This window comes from Streptomyces tateyamensis (assembly GCF_003205575.1).
Lineage (GTDB): Bacteria > Actinomycetota > Actinomycetes > Streptomycetales > Streptomycetaceae > Kitasatospora > Kitasatospora tateyamensis.
Genome location: NZ_PYBW01000040.1, coordinates 1 through 21,581, shown reverse-complemented (window position 1 = coordinate 21,581; position 21,581 = coordinate 1). Strand labels below are relative to the sequence as shown.

18 protein-coding genes are annotated in these 21,581 nt (G+C 73.6%); 9 read left to right on the top strand and 9 right to left on the bottom strand.

Annotation, left to right across the window (positions count from 1 at the left end):
* The first annotated feature begins 36 nt into the window (after positions 1 to 36).
* The gene (locus tag C7C46_RS13015; protein ID WP_342775398.1) at positions 37 to 2,370 is read left to right on the top strand and encodes an ABC transporter permease; all 2,334 of its coding nucleotides are present in this window, start codon (positions 37 to 39) and stop codon (positions 2,368 to 2,370) included.
* A gap of 25 nt (positions 2,371 to 2,395) precedes the next feature.
* Here the strand turns inward: C7C46_RS13015 and C7C46_RS13010 are convergent, their stop codons facing one another.
* Positions 2,396 to 3,661, bottom strand: coding sequence for an SLC13 family permease (locus tag C7C46_RS13010; protein ID WP_110669145.1), 1,266 nt, complete (start codon positions 3,659 to 3,661; stop codon positions 2,396 to 2,398).
* Between the two features lie 200 nt (positions 3,662 to 3,861).
* Between C7C46_RS13010 and C7C46_RS13005 the strand changes: the two genes are divergently transcribed.
* Together C7C46_RS13005 and C7C46_RS13000 are read left to right on the top strand one after the other, a co-directional pair.
* Positions 3,862 to 4,746, top strand: a complete 885-nt coding sequence (locus tag C7C46_RS13005) for an SDR family NAD(P)-dependent oxidoreductase (protein ID WP_110669016.1) — start codon at positions 3,862 to 3,864, stop codon at positions 4,744 to 4,746.
* Between the two features lie 67 nt (positions 4,747 to 4,813).
* The gene (locus C7C46_RS13000; protein WP_110669014.1) at positions 4,814 to 5,401 is read left to right on the top strand and encodes a TetR/AcrR family transcriptional regulator; all 588 of its coding nucleotides are present in this window, start codon (positions 4,814 to 4,816) and stop codon (positions 5,399 to 5,401) included.
* A 76-nt stretch (positions 5,402 to 5,477) separates the two neighbouring features.
* Here the strand turns inward: C7C46_RS13000 and C7C46_RS12995 are convergent, their stop codons facing one another.
* The 4 genes from C7C46_RS12995 to C7C46_RS12980 form a co-directional block, all read right to left on the bottom strand.
* On the bottom strand, positions 5,478 to 5,939 hold the full coding sequence (locus C7C46_RS12995) for a flavodoxin family protein (RefSeq protein WP_110669012.1): 462 nt from the start codon (positions 5,937 to 5,939) through the stop codon (positions 5,478 to 5,480).
* 152 nt (positions 5,940 to 6,091) lie between these two features.
* The gene (locus tag C7C46_RS12990; protein ID WP_110669010.1) at positions 6,092 to 8,434 is read right to left on the bottom strand and encodes an immune inhibitor A domain-containing protein; all 2,343 of its coding nucleotides are present in this window, start codon (positions 8,432 to 8,434) and stop codon (positions 6,092 to 6,094) included.
* 421 nt (positions 8,435 to 8,855) lie between these two features.
* On the bottom strand, positions 8,856 to 9,590 hold the full coding sequence (locus tag C7C46_RS12985; protein WP_245984390.1) for a LamG domain-containing protein: 735 nt from the start codon (positions 9,588 to 9,590) through the stop codon (positions 8,856 to 8,858).
* A gap of 171 nt (positions 9,591 to 9,761) precedes the next feature.
* Positions 9,762 to 10,586, bottom strand: a complete 825-nt coding sequence (locus tag C7C46_RS12980; protein ID WP_245984389.1) for a M55 family metallopeptidase — start codon at positions 10,584 to 10,586, stop codon at positions 9,762 to 9,764.
* A gap of 318 nt (positions 10,587 to 10,904) precedes the next feature.
* On the opposite strand from C7C46_RS12980, the gene C7C46_RS12975 reads away from it, so the two are divergent.
* Positions 10,905 to 12,119 (top strand): serine hydrolase domain-containing protein, encoded by a 1,215-nt coding sequence (locus C7C46_RS12975; protein WP_245984388.1) that lies wholly within the window; start codon positions 10,905 to 10,907, stop codon positions 12,117 to 12,119.
* Between the two features lie 57 nt (positions 12,120 to 12,176).
* Here C7C46_RS12975 and C7C46_RS12970 read toward each other — a convergent pair whose 3' ends face one another.
* Positions 12,177 to 14,003, bottom strand: coding sequence for an ABC transporter ATP-binding protein (locus tag C7C46_RS12970; RefSeq protein WP_110669006.1), 1,827 nt, complete (start codon positions 14,001 to 14,003; stop codon positions 12,177 to 12,179).
* A gap of 137 nt (positions 14,004 to 14,140) precedes the next feature.
* Here C7C46_RS12970 and C7C46_RS12965 point away from each other — a divergent pair, with 137 nt between their 5' ends.
* Positions 14,141 to 14,935 carry a class I SAM-dependent methyltransferase gene (locus C7C46_RS12965; protein WP_110669004.1) on the top strand — a complete coding sequence of 265 codons (795 nt, stop codon included), beginning with the start codon at positions 14,141 to 14,143 and terminating at the stop codon, positions 14,933 to 14,935.
* Positions 14,936 to 14,971: 36 nt separating this feature from the next.
* On the opposite strand, the gene C7C46_RS12960 is transcribed toward C7C46_RS12965, so the two are convergent.
* Positions 14,972 to 16,216: a serine hydrolase domain-containing protein gene (locus C7C46_RS12960; RefSeq protein WP_110669002.1), complete on the bottom strand. Its 1,245-nt coding sequence runs from the start codon at positions 16,214 to 16,216 to the stop codon at positions 14,972 to 14,974.
* Between the two features lie 194 nt (positions 16,217 to 16,410).
* On the opposite strand from C7C46_RS12960, the gene C7C46_RS12955 reads away from it, so the two are divergent.
* Complete coding sequence (locus C7C46_RS12955) at positions 16,411 to 17,097, top strand: GNAT family N-acetyltransferase (RefSeq protein ID WP_110669000.1); 687 nt, start codon at positions 16,411 to 16,413, stop codon at positions 17,095 to 17,097.
* A gap of 66 nt (positions 17,098 to 17,163) precedes the next feature.
* Here the strand turns inward: C7C46_RS12955 and C7C46_RS12950 are convergent, their stop codons facing one another.
* Complete coding sequence (locus C7C46_RS12950) at positions 17,164 to 18,018, bottom strand: SDR family oxidoreductase (protein ID WP_110668998.1); 855 nt, start codon at positions 18,016 to 18,018, stop codon at positions 17,164 to 17,166.
* A gap of 106 nt (positions 18,019 to 18,124) precedes the next feature.
* Here C7C46_RS12950 and C7C46_RS12945 point away from each other — a divergent pair, with 106 nt between their 5' ends.
* From C7C46_RS12945 to C7C46_RS12935, 3 genes are read left to right on the top strand one after another with little or no spacing between them, the layout of a single operon-like run.
* Positions 18,125 to 18,589: a winged helix-turn-helix transcriptional regulator gene (locus C7C46_RS12945; protein WP_110668996.1), complete on the top strand. Its 465-nt coding sequence runs from the start codon at positions 18,125 to 18,127 to the stop codon at positions 18,587 to 18,589.
* Positions 18,590 to 18,645: 56 nt separating this feature from the next.
* The gene (locus C7C46_RS12940; protein WP_245984392.1) at positions 18,646 to 19,530 is read left to right on the top strand and encodes an amidohydrolase family protein; all 885 of its coding nucleotides are present in this window, start codon (positions 18,646 to 18,648) and stop codon (positions 19,528 to 19,530) included.
* A gap of 43 nt (positions 19,531 to 19,573) precedes the next feature.
* Positions 19,574 to 20,317: a hypothetical protein gene (locus C7C46_RS12935; RefSeq protein ID WP_110668992.1), complete on the top strand. Its 744-nt coding sequence runs from the start codon at positions 19,574 to 19,576 to the stop codon at positions 20,315 to 20,317.
* A gap of 50 nt (positions 20,318 to 20,367) precedes the next feature.
* On the opposite strand, the gene C7C46_RS12930 is transcribed toward C7C46_RS12935, so the two are convergent.
* The gene (locus tag C7C46_RS12930) at positions 20,368 to 21,519 is read right to left on the bottom strand and encodes a PP2C family protein-serine/threonine phosphatase (protein ID WP_110668990.1); all 1,152 of its coding nucleotides are present in this window, start codon (positions 21,517 to 21,519) and stop codon (positions 20,368 to 20,370) included.
* Between the last annotated feature and the right edge of the window lie 62 nt (positions 21,520 to 21,581).

The following is a 21,581-nucleotide window of genomic DNA, read 5'->3' as shown; positions in this document are numbered from 1 at the left end:
CGAGCGGGGCGAGGTGGGGGAAGCGCGTTGGGGAAGGTGGTCCGGGCCGGAGTCGGTCGGCGCCGGATCCAGAGCCTGGTGATGCTGCTGACCACGATGATGTCGGTGACCGCCGCACTGCTCGGCGGCGGTCTGCTGGTCGGCGCGCACGCCCCGTTCGACCAGGGCTTCGCCCGGCAGCAGGGCGCCCACCTGACCGTCTCCTACGACTCCGCCAAGGTGACGCCCGACCAGTTGGCCGCCACCGGCCGCGCCGCCGGGGTCACCGCCGCCGCGGGCCCGTTCCCCACCGCCCTGCTGCCGGCCACGGTCGGCAGCAACGACTCCCGGCTGCCGGTCGGCGCCGGGCTGCCGCCGCTGACCCTGGTCGGCCGTGACCGGAACGGCGGCGCGGTGGACCGGCTGGACCTGACGGCCGGACACTGGCTGACCGGCCCGGGCCAGCTGGTGCTCAGCGCCCACGACACACCGCTGCGGGTCGGCGACACCGTGGTCTTCCCCGGGCAGCCCGCCCTCACCGTGGTGGGCGTGGCCCGGTCGGCGGGCCAGAGCGCGGACGCCTGGGTGACGCCCGGTCAGCTCACCGCCCTGGTGCCGCCCGGCACCCCCACCGAGCAGCAGATGCTCTACCGGTTCGGCCGGTCCGGCACCGACGCGCAGCTCACCGCCGACCGCGCCGCGCTGGCCGCCGCCGTGCCGCCCGGCTCGATCACCGGCGCCGCCTCCTACCTGAAGATCAAGCTCGCCACCGACAAGAGCACCGCCACCTTCGTCCCGTTCGTGGTCGCCTTCGCGGTGATCGGGCTGGTGATGTCGGTGCTGATCATCGGGATCGTGGTCAGCGGCACGGTCGGCGCCGCCACCCGGCGGATCGGCATCCTCAAGGCGATCGGCTTCACCCCGGCCCAGGTGGTGCGCGGCTACGTCGGTCAGGCGCTGATCCCCGGCGGCGCGGGCACCGTCCTCGGCCTGCTCTTCGGCAACCTGGCCGCGCTGCCGGTGCTGGCCAAGGCCGGTGAGGCCTTCGACTCCGGGCCGCAGCCGGTGGCGCCCTGGCTGGACCTGGTGGTCGGGCTCGCCGCGCTGGCCGCGGTGGCCGGCACCGCGCTGGTCCCGGCGCTGCGGGCCGGGCGGCTGAGCACCGTGCAGGCGCTCACCAGCGGGCGCACCCCGAGCCGCGGGCGCGGGCGGACGGTGCGTCAGCTGCTCGGCCGGCTGCCGCTGCCGCGCCCGGTGAGCCTGGGCCTGGCCACCCCGTTCGCCAAGCCCGGCCGCTCGGCCGTGATGGTGGCGGCGGTGCTGCTCGGTACCGTCGGGGTGACCTTCGGGGTCGGCCTGGCGGTCTCGCTGAACGGCATCACCGCGGGGATGGAGCGCGAGCGGCCCGGACTGATCCAGGTCCTGCCGAACCCGCAGGGTCCGGGGGACCACCGGCCGACCGCCGACGACCTGCCGCAGATCAGCGCCAAGATCGCCGCCGACCCCGATGTGAGCCGGTTCGTGGCGATCAGCCGCACCACGGTCTCGGTCGCGGCGCTGGCCGGGCCCACCACGGTGATCGGCTACGACGGCGACTCCTCCTGGGCGGCCTACCAGATGGTCGCCGGGCGCTGGTTCAGCCGGCCCGGCGAGGCGGTGGTCCCGTCCGCCTTCCTGCAGGCCACCGGGACGCACGTCGGCGACACCCTGACGCTGACCGGCAACGGGCGCACCGCACCGGTGACGATCGTCGGCGAGACCTTCGACGTCGCCGGGTCAGGGATGCTGGTGCGCACCCCCACCGCCTCGCTGGCCCCGCTCGGCCTGCCGGTGGACCCGCTGGGCCTGGACTACGAGGTGGACGCCAAGCCCGGCCACGGCCTGGAGCAGACCATGCAGTCGCTGGACGCCGCGCTCAAGCCGTACGGCTTCGGCCCCAACTCGATCCACCCGCCGTTCAACCCGACCATCCTGGCGATGGACACGCTGGCCGCGATGCTCACCGGCCTGCTGGTCGCGGTCGCCGCCCTCGGGGTGCTCAACACGGTGCTGCTGGACACCCGGGAGCGGGTGCACGACCTGGGCATCCACAAGGCGCTGGGGATGTCGCCGCGGCAGACCGTGCTCATGGTGCTGACCTCGGTCACCGGGATCGGGGCGCTCGCCTCGGTGCTGGGCACGCCCCTGGGGGTCGCGCTGCACCACTACGTCCTGCCGGCGATGGGCCGGGCGGCGGGCACCCGGATGCCGGCGGCGGACCTGGGGGTGTACCACGCGGGGCTGGTGGCGGTGCTGCTGGTGGTTCCGCTGGTGGTGGCCACGCTGGCCGCACTGCCGCCGGCGCTGTGGACGGCACGGACGCCCACGGCGGTGGCGCTGCGGACGGAGTGAGGTCAGCGGCTTCGCGGCGTACCGCTTACGCAGCACCTGTTCCGAGGAGCTGCAGTGCGCACCAGAGGGCCACCACCGCCAGGGTCAGTGCGACGGGCACGACGAGCAGGCCCAGCCGGGTGAACTCCCCCAGCCCCACGTCGGAATCGTGCTCACGGACGATGCGCCGCCACAGCAGGGTGGCCAGCGACCCGGCATAGGTGAGGTTGGGGCCGATGTTCACCCCGAGCAGCGCCGCCAGCACCGCGCCCGGTCCGGCCGGCGCGGTCAGCGGCAGCAGGACCAGGATGGCCGGCAGGTTGTTGATCAGGTTGGCCAGCACCGCCGCCAGCGCCGCGATGCCCAGCAGCGCGGGCAGGCCGGTCCCCTGCGGCACCAGGTGGGCCAGGCCGCCGGCCAGCCCGTTGTCCACCACTGCCCGCACCACGATGCCGAGCGCGAGCACGAAGGCCAGGAACGGCACCGAGGCCGAACCGACGATCGCCCGCACCGTGGTGCGCCGCCGGGCCAGCGCCCGCGCGGCGAGCACCAGGGCGCCGGCCAGCGCGGCCCAGGCCGGGTCGATCCCGAGCGCGGAGGTGAGCACGAAGCCGGCCAGCGTGCCGGCCACCGTGAGCAGCGCGAACAGCGGCAGCTGCGGCACCGGCCCGGCCGCCGGGGACTGCGCGCCCGCGTCCAGATCGGTGGCGAAGAACCGGCGCAGCACCAGGTATTCGACGCCGATCGCCACCAGCCAGGGCAGGCCCATCAGTGCCGCGAACTTGGTGAAGGCCAGTCCGCTGGCCGCGAAGGCCAGCAGGTTGGTCAGGTTGGAGACCGGCAGCAGCAGCGAGGCGGTGTTCGACAGGTGCGCGCACGCGTACACGTGCGGCTTGGGGCGGACCCCCAGGCGGCCGGCGGTGGCGAAGACCACCGGGGTGAGCAGCACCACGGTGGCGTCCAGGCTGAGCACCGCCGTGGTGACCGAGGCGACGGCGAACACCTGCACCAGCAGCCGCCGCGGCCGCCCCGCCGCACTGCGCGCCATCCAGGCCCCGCAGGCCTGGAACAGCCCCTCGTCGTCGCAGAGTTGGGCCAGCACCAGGACAGCCGCGAGGAACCCGACCACCGGGCCGAGCCGCGCGGCCTCGGCCGCCGCGTGGTGGGCGGGGATCGCCCCGGTGGCGATCGCCAGCCCCGCCGCCGGGACCGCGACCACCGCCTCCGGCCAGCCCCACGGTCTCGCCACCGCGCAGACGAGCACCAGGACGAGCAGTGCGACCGAGAGCGCCTCGGCGATCGACGTGTTCAGGAGTCCACTCCTTCTCGGCGGTGACGGGTGACAAAGGTTCCTCGGCGGTGGCGAAGGCTTCACGCCGTGGCGACGGCGCGGGCCCGCTGCGGCACCGTCCATCGAAGCAGAAAGAGAAACGGATAACCAATCCACATGTGCTAGCGTCCAGCCAAGCGGATAGCTCATCCGATTAACCTCCAACTGGAGACTCGACTCGTATGCCCAAGTCAGCCCTCGTCACCGCCGGAACCGCCGGCATCGGCCTGCACACCGCCCTCGGCCTCGCCGCGGCCGGCTTCGCGGTCACCGTGGTGGGCCGCAACCCCGAGCGCGGCGCTCAGGCCCTCACCCGGATCAACGCGGGCAGCCCCCGGCACCCGGCCCGCTTCCGCCGCGCCGACCTGGCCTCCCTCACCGAGGTCCGCGCCCTCGCCGAACAGCTCGCGGCCGAGGCCGACAACGCGCCGCTGGGCGTGCTGGTCAACAACGTCGGCGCGATGTTCCCGCAGCGCCGCACGCTGGACGGGGTCGAGGCCTCGTTCCTGGTCAACCACCTCTCCCCCTACCTGCTCACCGAGTTGCTGCTGCCCACCCTGACCGCCGCCGCACCCAGCCGGATCGTCAACGTCACGTCCGGTGCCACCGGCCTGGCCAAGCGGGTCTTCGACGCGGCCGAACCGCCCGGCGGGTACTACGGCTTCCACTGGTACGGGCGGGCCAAGCTCGCCAACCTCGCCTACACCCTCGACCTGGCCGCGCGGCTCGCCGACACCGGCGTCTCGGTCTTCGCCGCTGACCCCGGGGGCGCCGCGACCGACATGACCGACGGCACGCTGGACGACCCGCGGATCGTCTCGCCCGGCCTGCGCCTGCTCTGGCCGCTGGTGCGCCGCAAGTTCGCGCGCTCGACGTCCGGGTCGGCCGCGCTCGCCGCCAGGTCGTCCGTCACCGCCGCCACCGACGAGGCGCTGACCGGGCGCACCGGCCTGCTCATCGGGCCCGACAGCCGCCCCGTGGCACCCCATCGCAGTGCCACCGACCCCCAGGTCGCTCGGGCGGTGCGCCGACTGAGCGAGCTGCACGCCCCACTGACCGTCAGCTGAGCTTCCGACCGCTCACCGAGCCGGGAGCGCACCAGATCCGGATCCCCCATCCGGTTAGCATGTCCGCATGACCACTCCCCTGCGCAAGGACGCGGCCCGCAACTGGGACCGGATCGTCGGCGTCGGGCGTGCCCTGGTCGACCAGGGCACGCCGTTGCAGCTCAACGACGTGGCCCGGCGGGCCGGCCTGGGGGTGGGCACGGTGTACCGCCACTTCGCCACGCCCGAGGCACTGCTGGAGACCCTCGCCACGCCGTGCCTGGAGGAGCTGACCGCGCACGGCGAACGGGCCCTGGCCGACCCCGACCCGTGGCGGGCGCTCTGCGAGTTCCTGCGCCGCACCGTGGAAGCGCAGATAGGTGACCCGGCGCTGGCCCCCGTCGCCGCGGCCGCCACCGACGCGCTCCCCCGCACCACGGACCTCAAGCGCACCCTGCACGAGGTCGGCACGGCCCTCTTCGACCGCGCCCACGCCGCGGGTGCAATCCGCCCGGGAGTGACCGCCGCCGACCTGGTCCCCCTGATGTGCGGCGTCGCCTACGCCGCCACGGTCCACGCGCCCACCGCCACCCGGGCCGCCCAAGCCACCACCGCCCACCGGTACCTGACGACCCTGCTGGAAGGCCTGCAGTCCGCCCCGGTGCCGGGCGGCTGACCCTGCGGCCGGCCGAACGCAACGTGCGCGCCTTCGCCGCCGGCCCGCTCGGCCGGCGGCAGGGATCGGGCCCAGCTCAGCCCCGTCCAGCCGCCTGGTCCCGCAGACCGGCGGCGAAGGCGCGCGCGGCGGCCAGGTCGTCTGTGTCGGGGTGGGCCCGGTTGATGCCGCCGACGAGCCTGAAGGGCAGCCAGGTGTCCAGGCCGCGGCAGGAGAAGGTGCCGCAGAGCTGGAAGCCCCTGGCTTCGAGGGCACGGGTGAGCGGGCGGAACCGGGGGCCGGGCAGGCCGCTGGTGGCGAAGGCGAAAGCCCGGGTGGGCCGACCCGCCGGGATGGCCCGGACGTAGGCGCGCAGGCGGGGGTGGAAGCGGCCGGTGAAGATCCCCGAGCCGAAGCCCACCAGGTCGTAGTCGGCCAGTTCGGCGGGATCGAGCTGCCCGGGCTCGATGACCCGGGCCGACAGCTCCCGCCCGATCGCCTCGGCGACCCGCCTGGTGTTGCCGTGGGACACGGACGCGCACACGATCACGGTGTTCATGCTCTTCTCCCCGCTCTCCTGCTTTCCCGGCGGCCCGGCCGGACCGCTCCGACAGGTGGACCGGACAGCACCTCGGAATGTGACACCGGAACGCGCGCGGCGCCCGACCGGAGGAACCGGCCGGGCGCTGCGCGCGTGCGGGTGACGGAGAATCAGTCCACCGGGCGGACCCGGATCCAGGTCTCCAAATAGTTGCCGCTCTCGTTCTCGATCTCGATGCTGGTGCCGGTGTCCGGCACGATCACGCTGCTGTACGGGTCACTGGCGTCCCAGTACGAGCGGTCGTGGTCGTTGAACTCGTCGACGCCCTTGCTGCGCGGGATCACCGTCAGCTGGTCGGCCTTGTGGAGCTGCAGGCCGGAAGTGCGGCGGGAGCCGAAGGGCGAGTCGTAGCCCTGCATGCGCGGGCGCATCAGGGTGCCGTCGCTCCACTTGAGCGGGGCCGGGTGCGAGTCGATCGGCAGCACCAGGCCGTGGCCCGGGTGGGCGCTGACGTTGTTGTCGCTCTGCGACTCGTCCCAGTACCAGAGCAGCAGGCCAGGCTGGTACGCGTAGTGCTCGACCCAGCTGGGCTTGCTGGCGAAGCCGAAGTTGTACGGACCGGTCTTCAGCGTCTCGTCGTAGGAGATCGGCTGGCGGTTCTCGGCCAGGTAGTACTGGGCGAAGTCCTTGGAGAACTTGCCGTTGATGACCGAGAAACCCTTGGCCTCCCAGCCCGCGTTGCCGGCCTCGACGCCGTCGGTGAAGACGGTCGCGCCGTCCGCGGTGACGCTGATGTCGTCCAGCGCGAGGCCGTTGTAGTGCAGGCCGCCGTCGGTGGTGTTGTGGAAGCGGACCTTGACCTTGCTGCCCGCGTAGGCGTCCAGCGGGTAGGACAGGTCGCCCCACTTCTTGGCGTTGCCGGTCAGCCCGGCCTTGCCGCCGTTGTTCTTCGGGATCGCGACCCCGTCGAACGTGCCGTCCAGCGCGGTCCAGTTGGCGCCGCCGTCGGTGGAGACCTCGGCGTAGCCGTAGTCGTAGTCCTGCTCCAGGTCGTACCAGCCCTTGGCCTTGAGCACGGCGGACTTCTTGCCGGTCAGGTCGAGGTCCCGGGCTATCGAGACGTCCAGGTTGTCGGCCGCGCCGCTCCACCACTCACCGCTGCCGGCGAAGGGGGTGTTGATGTCGGTGGTGACGGTCTTCTTCGGCAGCGTGACCACCAGGCCCTGCGGGAGCTTGGTGTTGAACTCCACCGGACCGATGTGGTGGGTGGACTCCTTGCCGGCCTGGGCCTTGTCGTAGTTGAGCCAGCCGAGCTGCAGCTTGCTCCACACGTCCAGGTCGTTCGGCATGTCGCCGATGGTGTCCTTGCCGGTGCCCAGCCAGGAGCCGGAGCTCATCAGCGACCAGAAGCCGACCGAGTTGTCGTTCGGGCCCTGGGTGTCGTAGAGGTCCGGCAGGCCGAGGTCGTGGCCGTACTCGTGGGCGAAGACGCCCAGGCCGCCGTTCTCCGGCTGCATGGTGTAGTCGCCGACCCACAGGCCGCTGGTGCCGATCTGCACGCCGCCGCGCTTGTTGCCCTCGGGGCCGGTGACCCCGGCGTCCGCGCCGTGCACGTAGGAGCGGTGCGCCCAGAGGGCGTTGCTGCCCTGGACGCCGCCGCCGGCCGACTCGTCCTCGCCCGCGTGGACGATCTGGAAGTGGTCGATGTAGCCGTCGGGCTGGTTGAAGTTGCCGTCGCCGTGCGAACCGTAGCGGTCCCACTGGTCGTACTCGGCCAGGTTGGCCTTGATGTCGGCGTCCGAGCGGCCCTTGGCCTTCTGGTCGGCGACCCACGCGTTGAGCGCGTCGACGATCAGGTCCTGGGCGTTGGCGCAGATGTGCGCGCCGCAGTAGTTCGAGCCGTAGCGGGCCTCGTTCCACGGCACCCGCACCCAATCGGTGACCTGGCCGTCGACCGAGTAGCGGCCCGAGGACTGCGTCTCGTAGTAGGTCTTCAGGGACGGCTTGTCCTTGGCGAAGTACAGGTCCTGGTAGTGCTGCTTGCTGTAATCCGCCTGCCAGGCGGTGGAGTTGTTGGTGGCGCGGTCGGGCGCGGCGATCTGGTTGTGCGCCGGGCCGGGCGTGCCGCCGTACTTCAGCGTGCCGTTCGGCAGCTTGGTGGTGCTGTCCACCTGGTCGCCGAAGTCCACCAGGATGGTGAAGATCTTGTCGGTCCGCTCACGCTTGAGCTCGACGTACTTGTCGCGGCCCAGCTTCACGCTGGTGCTGGCGCCGTGCTGCTCGACCTGCGCCGTGCCGTCCAGCACCTGCTGGGTGGCGGCCTTCTGCTCGGCGTTGACCTTGTCGGTGTAGGGGCCGGGCAGGTCGTGGTCGACCTGGGCGGCCTGCACGGCGTCGGCCGGGTCGGCGGTGGCGGCCGTCGGGGCCGCCGCGGCTGCTGCGGTGCCCGGCAGCACGCCGAGTCCGAGGGCGGCGACCAGCACCGCGCCCACGGCGGTGGCCGTGGCCTTCATGGGTGTTTTCAACGTGGGTGACGTCCTCCCCGCACCGGGCGGACCTCGTGGGATACACGACCGACCCGGTGAACGAATGTGCCAAGTTGAAGACATAGTTGAGCCAATAAATGGCAAACATGGAAGACCTTGACCTTGACATGTCCGAGCAGTAAGCTGCCCGCCTCCCGGAACCTGACTGAGAGTCATATCTGCAGGTCACGAGGGGGTTTCAATCGGACCCCCCGCCGACCGGCGGGGGCCTGGCAGCGGGGCAGCAGGCACCGCGGTGTGAGGCAGATCACTCATGAACATTTAAGGCTTCATGCAACCATCACAATTGGGCCTCGGGGAGGGTCGGCCGATTCGGCCGCGGCCACACCTGCCCCGGGCAGCGCACGCTCCCGCCCGGCGCCCCGGGCTCGGGTGGGCAAGCCCCCCGTCAGCGGGCCCGGTACACCCGCAGCTCGCGGCAGCGCCAGGAGAGCCGGCGGGTCTCCGGCCGGGGCCGGCGGTGGCCCCACTGGCCGGCGGCCACCGAGAGGTTGACGATGATCCAGGCCCGCCAGTCGGCGCCCACCCCCCGGCCGTCCGCGTGCACCTGCTGCCCGTCGACCGACCAGCGCACCGAGTCCGGGTCGAACCGGCAGCCGACGGTGAACCACTGACCCGGGGTCACCAGGTCGTCGATGTACGCCGGATCGCCCGGCCGCACGTGGTTGCTCAGCTCCAGCAGCCGGGGGTGGTCGTCGTGGTACTCGAACACGTCGACCTCGCCGTGACCTGGCTGCGGGCGCCCCCCGGCGAGGTCACGGCCCCAGGTCCACAGGGCCGGCCACCCGCCCTGGGCGGCCGTCAGCAGGCACTGCGCCTCCAGCAGGTCGCCCGGCAGCAGTTCGAAGCCGCCCTGGGTGTTCTCGGTGGTCACCAGCGGGGTCCGCCACCGGTACGCGCTCTCGCGCACGGCCGTGAACAGGTCCCCGTCCGGTCCGTAGCCGGGGACCAGGCGGTCCAGCTTGTTGTCCCCCGAGCTGACGCCGCCGGGCGGGTAGGCGGACGACGCTCCTGCGGCCCACTGCGTGCGGTCGGCGAACGGGGCGTCGAAGACCAGGGTCGCCGGGCCCGGCTGGACCGGTTCGCGAGCCGGTTCACCGGCCGGGGGAAACGATCCGCTCATCACACGGGCTCCCGAGTTCGCCAGATCACATCACTGACGGCATGCCCGCTCCGTTCACTTCCGTACCGTGCAGCGCTGCTGCGCACAGGCGCACACCAGGGCGCACAGGTCCCGAGTCCGCCCCCGGGGTGCGCCGACTGCGATCCTGGTGCGCCTCGGGGGCGGATCCGGCTACTCGGCGATGCCGCGGGTGAGCAGCACCACCGTGACGAAGGTGCGGTAGAGCCGGATCGGGTCCTCGCCGGTGATGCTGACGGTGAGTCCGTCCTCGCGCACCACGCCGCCGATCCAGGTGGCGAGTTCCGCCAGGTCCGCGTTGCGGAACCGCACCGTCAGCGTGGCGGGCAGCGTGATCGCGGGCGGCCGGGCGGCGGACAGCGCGCGCACCGCGTCGCCGGCCTGCTGCCGGATCAGCTCGCGGGCCTGCTCGGGGTGCAGGCTGTCGGCGGCGTACCGGGTGACGGAGGTCTTCACCACCGCGGCGCGGATCCCCGGGCAGAACGGCTCGATCTGCTCGGCCGTCACCTCGTCACCCGTGATCAGCACCACCGGCACCCCGTACCCGAGCGCGACCAGGGCGTTGATCGCCGCCTCCCCGGCCGGTCGGCCGTTGAGCCGGACCTCGGCGATCGCGCGCGGGTTGTAGGTGTGCGACAGGGTGGCGGCCGCCCCGTCCATCGAGCCGTGGTACGACACGAAGAAGACCGCGTCGTAGCTCGCGTCCAGCCCCTGCATCATGTACATCGGCTTGTGTCGGCCCGACAGGTACCGGGCCCGGTGCGCCAGCGCGTCCGGGCGCAGGTTGGCCATCGAGGAGTGCGAGTCGTTCACCAGGAACTCCCGCGCACCCGCCTCGGCCGCGCCCTCGATCGCCGCGTTGACCTCCTGCTGGAGCAGTTCGCGGTAGTACCCGTACTCCGGGCCGCCGGGCCGACACTGCTCCCAGTCGACCACCCCGGCGGTGCCCTCCATGTCGGAGGAGAGGAAGACCTTCACCTGGACGCTCCCATGCTGTGCTGCGGCTCGACGTTTCCGCAGCCCAGCATGGTGCATCGAGGACCGGGCCGGAACGGCGGCCGGGCGTGTCGGGACGTGCCCCGACACGCCGCCTCCCCTGACTGTGCCTCCGCACCCCGCCTCCCCAGCCTCCGCGCCTCCCCTGACGATCCGCCGCCCGCTGCCCCCGGATCACTCGGGGACGGGCCAGGGACGGACCAGGGGCGGTCCCTGATGGCCCGGGCGCCGCCAGGCAGCAGACTGATCGTCAGGTCGAAGATCACCTACCGGATCACCCCGCAGAGTTGGAGAACCACCGTGCGCACCAGTTCCCCCCGCCTCCGTTGGACCGCCGCGGCCGCCGCCACCGCCCTGATCGCCTCGCTCACCCTGGGCCTGGCCACCGAGGCGACGGCCGCCCCCGCGGCGGGGCCGGCCGGCGTCGCCGCGGCCGCGGGCAGGTCCGCACTGCCACCACTGGATCCGGCCGCCATCCGGCAGGCGCTGGCCGGCCGGCCGGCGGCGGACGTGTCGGGCGCCTTCGTGCGGGTGACCGGCAGCGGCGGCCACTTCACCGGCACCTCGGGAGAGGTCGACCCGGACGGCCGGTTCCGGATCGGCTCGATCTCCAAGGTGTTCACCGCCACGGTGGTGCTGCAGCTGGCCGCCGAGGGCCGCCTGGACCTCTCCGGCACCGTCCAGCAGTACCTGCCCGGCCTGCTGCCAACCGACTACCCGCCGATCGTCGTCGGTCAACTGCTCAACCACACCAGCGGGTTGCCGAACGGCGGCACCTGGGGCCGGCCCGGGACCGCCTGGTTCACCGAGCACCGGTTCGACTCCCGCACGCCCGAGGAGGTGGTGGCGAGCCTGGCGGGCGAGCCGATGTCCTTCACGCCCGGCACCGCCCAGCAGTACAACGGGATGAACACGTTCGTCGCCGGGCTGCTGATCGAGAAGGTCACCGGCCACAGCTACACCCACGAGGTCGGGGCACGCATCATCCGTCCGCTGGGCCTGCACGACACCAGCGTGCCGGACGCGGACGACTTCGCCCTGCGCGATCCCGCTGCCCGTCCCTTCCTGGTCGTCACCGACGCCGACGGCTCCTCGCACCAGGTGGACGTGACCGAGCAGAGCCCGTGGCCGTGGGCCGAGGGCGGGCTGATCTCCAGCGCCCCGGACCTGGACCGCTTCATCACCGCACTGCTGGGCGGCCGCCTGCTGCCACCCGCCCAGCAGGAGTTGCTGTTCACCGTGCCCGACGTGCCCAACCACCGGAGCAGCCACTGCACCGGCCCGACCAACCCCGGCGGGCGCGCCTGCATGAGCATGGGCCTGGAGCGGGCCCAGCTCGGCGACCTGGTGGTCTGGGGCAAGACCGGCTCCCGGCCCGGCTGGACCAGCGGTGTCTTCGCCACCCGCGACCTGCGCCGCAAGCTGGTCTACTCGCTCAACCCCACCGGCCTGGACGGCGCCGAGGCCCCGTACCTGCTGCGGGTGGCCGCTGCCGCAGCCGGCGTCCCGCAGTAGCGCGCACGGGCGCAGCCCGGACGCCCCGCGACGCCCGGGCTGCGCCCTGGCCTCCCCTCAGCCCGCGACCACCCCGGCCGGGGCCTCGTCCTCCAGGAAGCCGCCCGACTGGTGCTGCCAGAGCTTGGCGTAGGCGCCCTCGGCCGCCAGCAGCTCCTGGTGGGAACCCTGTTCGATGATCCGGCCGCGGTCCAGCACCACCAGGCGGTCCATCCGGGCAACGGTGCTCAGGCGGTGCGCGACGACCATCGCGGTGCGGCCCTCCATCAGGCGCCACAGCGCCTGCTGCACCAGGATCTCGCTCTCCGAGTCGAGCGCGCTGGTGGCCTCGTCGAGCAGCAGGATCGGGGCGTCGCGCAGGATCGCCCGGGCCAGCGCGACCCGCTGGCGCTGGCCGCCGGAGAGCTTGACGCCACGCTCGCCGACCATGGTGTCGAAGCCCTCGGGCAAGCTGTCGACGAACTCCGAGACGTGCGCGGCCTGGGCGGCCCGCCGGATCTCGGCCTCGCTCGCGTCGGGGCGGGCGAAGGCGATGTTCTCGCGCAGCGTGCGGTGGAACATCGCCGGGTCCTGCGGGACGTAGGCGATCAGGCTGCGCAGGTCGGCCTGGCGCAGCTTGGTGATGTCCTGACCGCCGATCAGGATCCGGCCGGCGTCGATGTCGTTCATCCGCAGCAGCAGCCGGGTGAGCGTGGTCTTGCCGCCGCCGGACCGCCCGACCAGGCCGATCTTGGCACCGCTGGGCACGGCCAGGTCGAGGTCGGCGAAGATCGGCTCGGCGCCCGAGTGGGCGAAGGTGACGTGTTCGAAGCGGATGTCGCCGCGCCCGGTGCGCCCGGCGCGCAGCGGTTCGGGGGCAGGCGGGTCGACCACGGTGGGCGGGACCAGCAGCAGTTGGGTGAACTGGGCGGCCTCGGTGAGGGAGCTCTCCAGCCGGCGGTAGATCTGGTTGAACTCGAACATGATCCTGGTCGCGCTGGAGTAGTAGGTGAAGGCGACCATGACCGCCTCCACCCCTTGCGGGCCGCCGGCCAGCGTGACGGCGATCAGCAGGCCCAGCGCGTTGGTCAGCACCGACATCGGCGCGACCACGGTGTCGATCCGCAGGTTGCTGTAGTCCCAGGAGCGCAGCGCGAGGCTGCGCGAGCGGGCGACCCGGTTGCGGTGCTCGGCGGCTTCGCGGTCCTCGGCGGCGAAGGCGCGCACGGTGTCCATGTTCATCAGGGCGTCGGCGACGTGCCCGGACATCCAGGCGAAGGCCTCCTCGCGCTGGTCCACCAGCCGCTGGCGGCGGCGGATCAGCGGCAGCACGATCCCGGCGGTGACCGCGATCAGCACCAGCAGCCCGAGCACCAGCAGCGGCTGGTAGTGCCACAGCACCACCGAGCCGAAGACCAGCGGGACCAGGCTTGCCACCACCGAGAAGGTCAGCGTGTCGACGAACTCCTCGTAGCGGGAGGCGAAACTGAGCACCCGCTTGGTGAGCGAGCCGGCGAAGTTGTCGTGGAAGAAGGCGGCGTCCTTGGCGAACAGCTCGTCCATCCCGATCACGTACAGGTTCTCGATGCCGCGCGCCTCGGTGCGGTTCATGCAGTGCAGGCCGATCCGCCACAGCAGTTCGCCGGCCAGCAGCGCGGCGCCGAAGGCCAGCACGTAGGGCAGCAGGGCGACCAGCCCGGTGCTGCCGCCCCCGGCCAGGTGGGCGACCAGCTTGGCGACCACCAGCGGCGCCAGGTAGGCGATCCCGATGTTGCCCAGCGCGGGGAGCAGCAGGGCCGGCAGCGCGAGCCGTTTATGGCGGCTCAACTCCCGTCCGTAGTACCGCAGGGCGAGCAGCACCGAGGCTCTGCCCGGGGTGCCCTGGTGCGTGTCGGGCGATTGCATGCGCACTCCCAGTAGTCGCTCGGAGACGTTCGGCTACGGCAGTCTGCCGCGCCCTGCGCTCCGGCGTCCACGGGTTTTCCGGCTACCCTCACGTTCGGTGACAGGTGACGGGTGAGCGATCGGAGAGGCGGCGGACCATGGCCGAGGACCACGGGTACCTGCTGGACAACCGGCAGCGCGAGGCCGGCGAGCGGTTCGCCGCGATCGCCGAGCTCTTCGACTCCTGGACGACGGCCCACCTGGACCGGCTCGGGCTGACGGCGGGTCAGCACTGCTGGGAGGTGGGCGCGGGCGGCCCCGGCATCCCGTCGGCGCTGGCCGAGCGGGTCGGGCCGGCCGGGCGGGTGCTGGCCACCGACCTGGACGTGAGCTGGCTGACCGGGCCGGCCGCCCCGGAGGGGGTCGAGGTGCGCCGCCACGACGTCACTCAGGACCCGCTGCCCGCCGAGCAGTTCGACCTGGTGCACGCCCGGCTGCTGCTGGTCCACCTGCCGGACCGGGCGGCGGTGCTGGAGCGGCTGGCCACGGCGGTGCGGCCCGGCGGCCTGCTCGTGATCGAGGATGCGGACCCGGCGCTGCAGCCGCTGGCCTGCCCGGACGAGTCGGGGCCGGCCCAGCTGCTGGCCAACCGGGTGCGCCGGGCGTTCCGGGCCCGGCTCGCCGAGCGCGGCGCCGACCTGGCCTTCGGGCGCACGCTGCCCCGTCTGCTGCGCGGGGCGGGTCTGACCGAGGTGGCCGCGGAGGCCTTCTTCCCGGTCACCTCCCCGGCCTGCCGCGCCCTGGAGGCGGCGACCGTGCGCCAACTGCGCGAGCAGCTCACCGGCCCCGACCTCACCGCCGCCGACCTGGACCTGCACCTGGCCAACCTGGCCGGCGCCGAACTGGACGTCACCACGGCCCCGTTGATCACCTGCTGGGGCCGGCGCGGCTGACCGGGCGCCAGGGAAGCCCGCCGGCCGCTGCCCGCTTCACGGTGCCAGCAGGGCGCAGACGAAGTCCTCCTCGACCGCGCGCAGTTGGGCCAGCAGGTCGGCGTTGACCCGCTCGTTCACCTGGGCCGTGAGCGAGACGGTCACGCTGCGCCGACCGTCCGGGGTGCCCGCGCCGAACTGGGTGTAGCCGGCCGTGTTGCCGGTGTGCCCGTACACCACCCCGCACCGGGTGGTGTACTCGAAGATCGCCAGCCCGGCGCGGTTGGCCCCGGGGCCGGCCGGCTCGGAGGCACCGGCGACGAAGGTGCGCTGCGCCGCCCGGGTCGCCTCGCTGAGCAGCGGGCCGCCCGCGTAGCCCGCCGCGAAGGTGTTGAAGTCCGCGGGGGTGGAGACCACGCCGCCCGAGGCCCAGGAACCGGAGGCGCCGAACTGGGTGCTGACGTCCTCGGGCGGACTGCCGGCCTCGACGTCGTAGCCGTGCAGGTACGGGTCCGGGAGCTGGTAGCCGCTCGGCAGGCTGGTCTGGCGGAGCCCGAGCGGCTGGTAGACCTCCGAGGCCAGCAGGTCCTCGTAGCGCTGCCCGGTGGCGGCCTCGGCCATCAGGGCGACCGCGATGTTGTCGGAGTTGGAGTAGTGGTACTGCGAGCCGGGGGCGAACTCCAGGTCCTGGTCGGCGGCGTAGTCGAGCAGGTGGCGCGAGTCGAAGACCTTGTGCGGGTCGGCCCGGATCTCGTTGACGAACTCCGGCGCCCTGCTGTAGTCCGGCAGTCCGCTGGTGTGGTTGAGCAGCTCACGCAGTGTCACCGCACCCCAGGCGGAGGGCAGTTCGGGCAGCCGGTCGGCGAGGGTGTCGTCCAGTCCGAGCAGGCCGCAGTCCACCAGGCGCAGCGCGACCGCGCCGCTCAACGCCTTGGCGGCGCTGGCCAGCCGCATGTGGTCGGTGGCGCGCGGCGGGCGGCCGGTACCGAGCTCGGCGACACCGGCCCGCACCACCCGCATCCGGTCGCCGTCACGCAGCACCGCGATGGCGCCGGGCGGCCCGTCCGGGCGGTCCACCAGCTCCTGCAGGCGGGCCCGCAGCCCTGGGTCGGCGTCGCCGGCGCCACCACCGCTGCCTCCGCGATGGCCGCCCGGTGCCGCGACCGCCGCCGCGGACCCGGCCGGCCCGAGCGCGAGCGTGGCGGCGAGCAGGGCGGTCAGGGCCCGCCCGCGACGGCGCCCGGGTGCGAGCGGGCGGCGCGCACCGAGGGATACGGGCAGGTGGCGGGAGCTGACGGACACGGCGGGCCTCCGGACGGCGACGGGGCGGCGCCGACGGCGACCGCTCTGCTGCCAGCCATCCGTCACCGCCCGCCGCGCCGCACAAACGCCCGCTGGCCCACTGTGGCCCGGCCGGCCGAGCGGATACCCACCGTCACGGGGCGCCCGGGGCAGGTGCGAGCCTGGTAACGGAACCCGACCCGAGAGGTAGCACCATGACCGACCCCGCAGACGGCGTACTCGACCACCCGGTGGCCGAGTCGCTCAGCCACCGCCACGCCCACCTGGCCCGCCGGGTCGGTCGGGCCGCCACCTACCAGCCCGAGGTGGCCGGTTTCGCGGCGGTGCCGGCCGGTGCGGACGCTGCGGACTGGGCCGACCTGGCGCAGTTGCTCGGCCGGGGCGAGGTCGCCGACCTGTTCAGCTGCCCCGTACTGCCGCCGGGGGGCTGGGAGCAGGTCTTCGAACTCGACGGGCGCCAGCTGGTCTGGGCCGGTGACGCCGCCGACCCGGACCCCGAGGTGGTCGAACTCGGCCCGGCCGACGCTCCCGAGATGCTCGACCTGATCGCCCGCACCAAGCCGGGCCCGTTCCGCCCGCGCACCCACGAGCTCGGCCGCTACCTCGGCATCCGCGAGGGCGGCGCCCTGGTGGCGATGGGCGGCGAGCGGCTGCGGCCGCCGGGCTGGACCGAGATCAGCGCGGTCTGCACCGCCCCCGAGGCCCGCGGCCGGGGCCACGCCGCCCGCCTGGTGCGCACCCTGGCCGCCGGGATCCCCGCCCGCGGCGACCAGCCGTTCCTGCACGTGGCCGAGGCCAACACCCCCGCCCTCGGCCTGTACGAGCGCCTCGGCTTCGAGACCCGCCGCTCCGTCACCTTCCGGGGCTTCCTGATTCCCTGACGGGGAGTCGGCGCCTGAGGGCAGCGGCGCTCCGGGCGTCAGCCCTTGAGCGTCAGCCCCAGAGCATCAGCCCTTGAGCCCCGCCGCGACCGCGTCCGCGAGCGGGGTGGTCGGACGGCCGATCAGCCGGGCCAGCTCGCCGCCGGCCACCACCAGCTCGCCCTGCTGCACCGAGGCGTCCACCCCGGCCAGGATGGCGGCGACGTGCTCGGGCAGCCCGGCGCCGGCCAGGACGGCGGCCAGCTCCGCCACCGTCACGTTCCGGTAGCCGATCTCCCGGCCGGTCTGCCGGCTGAGCTCGGCCGCGTACTCCGGCAGGCTCCACGCCTGGTCGCCGCCCAGCTCGTAGGTCCGGCCCTGGTGCCCCTCGCCGGTCAGCACGGCGACCGCGGCCGCCGCGTAGTCGGCCCGCGCCGCCGAGGAGATCCGGCCCTCGCCCGCGGCGCCGACCACCGCGCCGTGCGCCAGCACCGGGGCCAGGTGCTCGGTGTAGTTCTCGTGGTACCAGCCGTTGCGCAGCAGCACGTACGGCAGGCCGGAGGCGAGCAGCACCTGCTCGGTGGCCCGGTGGTCGTCGGCGAGCGCGGCGGTCAGGCTGCCGGGAGCGCTGGTGTAGGCGAGCAGCGCGACGCCGGCCTTGGCGGCGGCCTCGATCACCACCCGGTGCTGGTCGACCCGGTCGCCGCCGACCGCGTTGCCGGAGATCAGCAGCACCTTGTCACCTGCGGCGAACAGCCCGTCGAAGGTCTGCGGCCGGTCGTAGTCGGCCACGGCCAGCCGCACGCCGCGCGCGGCCAGGTCGGCGGCCTTGGCCGCGTCCCGGACGACGGCGGTGACCTGCTCGGCGGGGACCTGCTCCAGCAGTTGGGTGATCACGTGGCGGCCGAGGGATCCGGTGGCTCCGGTGACGACGATGCTCATGTTGCTGCGCTCTCTTCCTGCGGTCTGTTCGTGCGGTGCGGACGTCATCGACCGTAGGATGGGAGCTAACTATTCGGAAGTACCCACTTTGAAGTAAGGTACTGACATGACAGTAAGTCTGGCGGACGGCACGGCACCTCGAACGGCAGCACCCGGGGCGACAGCTCCCTGGACGACAGCGCCCCCGACGGAGGCGCCGGTCGGGAAGTACGACACGGCCGAGGAGCTGTGCCCGTACCGCCTGGTGCTGGAGCACGTCACCAGCCGCTGGGGCGTCCTGATCCTGATCGAGCTCGCCGAGCGCCCGCAGCGCTTCAGCGAACTGCGCCGGGCGATCGGCCGGGTGAGCGAGAAGATGCTCGCCCAGACCCTGCAGACCCTGGAGCGGGACGGCATGGTCCACCGCGACGCCAAGCCGGTGATCCCGCCGCGGGTCGACTACTCGCTCACCGAGCTGGGCCGCGAGGCGGCCGAGCGGGTGCAGTTGCTGGCCAGTTGGACCCGCGAGCGGATGGACACCGTCCGCGCGGCCCGGCTGGCCTACGACGCGGCCCGGGAGCAGGCCGCGTGACGACGGACCGGACGGACCAGGCCGACCAGTCCGACCGGGAGGACCAGGGCGGCGCGCTGTCGGCCGAGGCCGCCGAGGTCCGCCGGTTCTGGGGCCGCCTCGGCCTGCCCGGCCTGATCGACGTCCACACCCACTTCATGCCCGAACAGGTACTGCGCAAGGTCTGGGCCTACTTCGACGCGATGGGCCCGCTGACCGGCGGGGTCGAATGGCCGATCGGCTACCGCCAGGAGGAGGCGGAACGAGCCGCCGTGCTGCGCGAGTTCGGCGTCCGGGCATTCACCGCGATGCTGTACCCGCACAAGCCCGGCATGGCCCGGTGGCTGAACGAGTGGGCCGTCGGCTTCGCCCGCCGCACCCCGGACTGCCTGCACACCGCGACCCTCTTCCCCGAACCGGGCGTGGAGGCCTACGTGCGCGAGGCCGTCGAGGCGGGCGCGCGGGTGTTCAAGGCGCACGTCCAGGTGGGCGGGTACCACCCGGCTGACGAACTGCTCGAGCCCGCCTGGGGCTTGCTGGCCGAGGCCGGGGTGCCGGTGGTGATCCACTGCGGCTCGGGGCCCGCGCCCGGCAAGCACACCGGCCCGGAGCCGATCGCCCGGGTGCTCGCCCGCCACCCCCGCCTGCGGCTGATCGTCGCGCACCTCGGGATGCCCGAGTACGCGGAGTTCCTCGACCTCGCCGAGGAGTACGACGAGCTGCGACTGGACACCACGATGGCGTTCACCGACTTCGCCGAGCGCCTGATGCCGTTCCCCCGCCCGGACCTGCCCAGGCTCGCCGCCCTCGGTGACCGCGTGCTGCTCGGCTCCGACTTCCCCAACATCCCCTACCCCTACCTGCACCAGCTCCAGGCCCTGGAGCGGCTCGGCCTCGGGGACGACTGGCTGCGCGCCGTCTGCCACGACAATGCGGCGGAGCTGTTCACTGACCAGCAGTGATGGGTACACCACGGAAGGTCAGACATCGCACAAGGAGGCGTCCGTGACCCCCATCTGGCGTACCCTCAGCACCCCCGTCCGCGAACCATCCCCCGCCACCGCCCCGGACGGGCGGACCGCCGTCTCCCAGGACGGGCGGACCGTCGGGTTCCTGCGCCTGGGCGTCGGGGCGATCGGCATCCTGCTGCCGCCGGCGCTCCCGCTCGGGAACTGGCTGTTCGCCGAGTTCCGGGGGCTGAGCACCAGCGGCTTCTGGCCGGAGTCGATGAGCGGCTCGTACTACACGAGCACCCGCAACGTCTTCGTGGGCAGCCTCTGCGCGCTCGGGGTGTTCCTGATCTGCTACCGCTTCGACCGCCGGGACGACCGCTGGAGCACCGCGGCCGGGGTGTGCGCGATCGGCGTGGCGCTCTGCCCGACCACCGCCGACAACCCGACCTCCTTCCAGCAGACGGTCGGCGCCCTCCACCTGGTGCTGGCCGCGCTGCTCTACCTGGTGCTGGCGCTGTTCTCGATCCTCTCCTTCCGCGACCCGCGCCTCGCGCAGAGCCGGTGGGCGACACGCGGGTACCTGGCGGCCGGCGTGCTGATCCCGGTCTCCCTGCTGTTCGCCATGCTGGCCGCACTCACCCACCTGGGCACCGACTGGCCGGTCCGGCCGGTCTACCTGTGCGAGTGGCTCGCCACCTGGGCGTTCGGCGGGGCGTGGACGGCGGCGGCGGTGGAGTTGGCGGCCGCCGACAGTGCGTCCCGGCGCACCGGCGTCACCCCGGTGGCGGGCACCTGAGGCTCACGCCCTGGGCGCGCGAGCGCCGCTCCGCCCCTGGTGCGCGAGGCTCACGCCTCGCGCACCAGGGCCAGCAGTGCGGCGTCGTCCGTCATACCGCCCCAGGGCGCGTCGGCCACGTATGCCTGGACGTCGGCCAGCAGTTGGTCCAGCAGGGCACCCGGGTCGCGGGCGGTGAGCCGGTCGGCCAGGCGGGCGGCCAACGGGTAGAACTCGCCGGCCGCGTCCCGGGCCTCGCTGACCCCGTCGGTGTAGAGCAGCAGCAGGTCACCGGGGCCGAGCTCGACGGTGCTGCTGCGGTAGGGCCCGCCGGTCAGCGCGCGCAGCGCCAGCGGCGGGGCGAAGGCCGGCGGCTGCACCTCCTCGACCTGCCACCGGCGCGAGTGCCGGCGCAGCAGCGGCGGCGGGTGGCCGCAGTTGACCACCTCCACCGGGCCGGGGGCGGGCGGGACGCCGAGCAGCACGGCGGTGACGAACCGCTCGCCGGTGGGCCGGTTGGCGAGCGCGGCGTCCAGCCGCTCGGCGAGCCCGGTGAGCAGCGGCTCGGTGCGGGCCGCCTCCCGGAAGACGCCGAGCACGTCGGCGGCGGTCTCCACGGCGGCCAGGCCCTTGCCCTGGACGTCGCCGAGCAGCACCCGGGTGCCGTAGTCGGTCTCCAGCACCTCGTACAGGTCGCCGCCGATCCGGGCCTCGGCCGCGGCGGCCAGGTAGCGCACGGCCACCCGCAGTCCGCGCACCCGCTCGGGCACCGGGCGCAGCAGGGTGCGCTGCGCGGCCTCCGCGACGGTGCGCACCTGCTGGAGCTCCTGCGCCCGGGTCCGGGTGAGCAGGACGTTGGCCACGCAGGCCAGGGTGACCGCGACGACCCCGCTCACGGCGGCGACGTCGACGCTGGTCGGCACCCCCTCGTTGGCCCGGGCCAGCAGGGCCATCAGGGCCACCACCACCGCGCCGGCGGCCAGCGGGACCCGTACCGAGCGGGTGCCGGCCCCCGCCAGCACGGGCACGCAGGCCAGGATGGGCGACACGGTGGAGCCGGGACCGGTGACCAGGTCCGCCAGCACGGCCAGCGCGAGCACCCCGTAGGACCCGTACACCAGCAGGCGCACCCGTCCGGGCACCAGGTGCGACCGCAGCGCGGGCGGGCGCGCGTTCGGCCGGCGTGCGGTACCGGGCGCGGGGGAAGGGCCGGGGGCGGGCATGGCAGCTCCAGGAGTCGCTGCGGGGGCGGCTCTTCTCACTCTCTGCCGCGCGCAGGCGACCG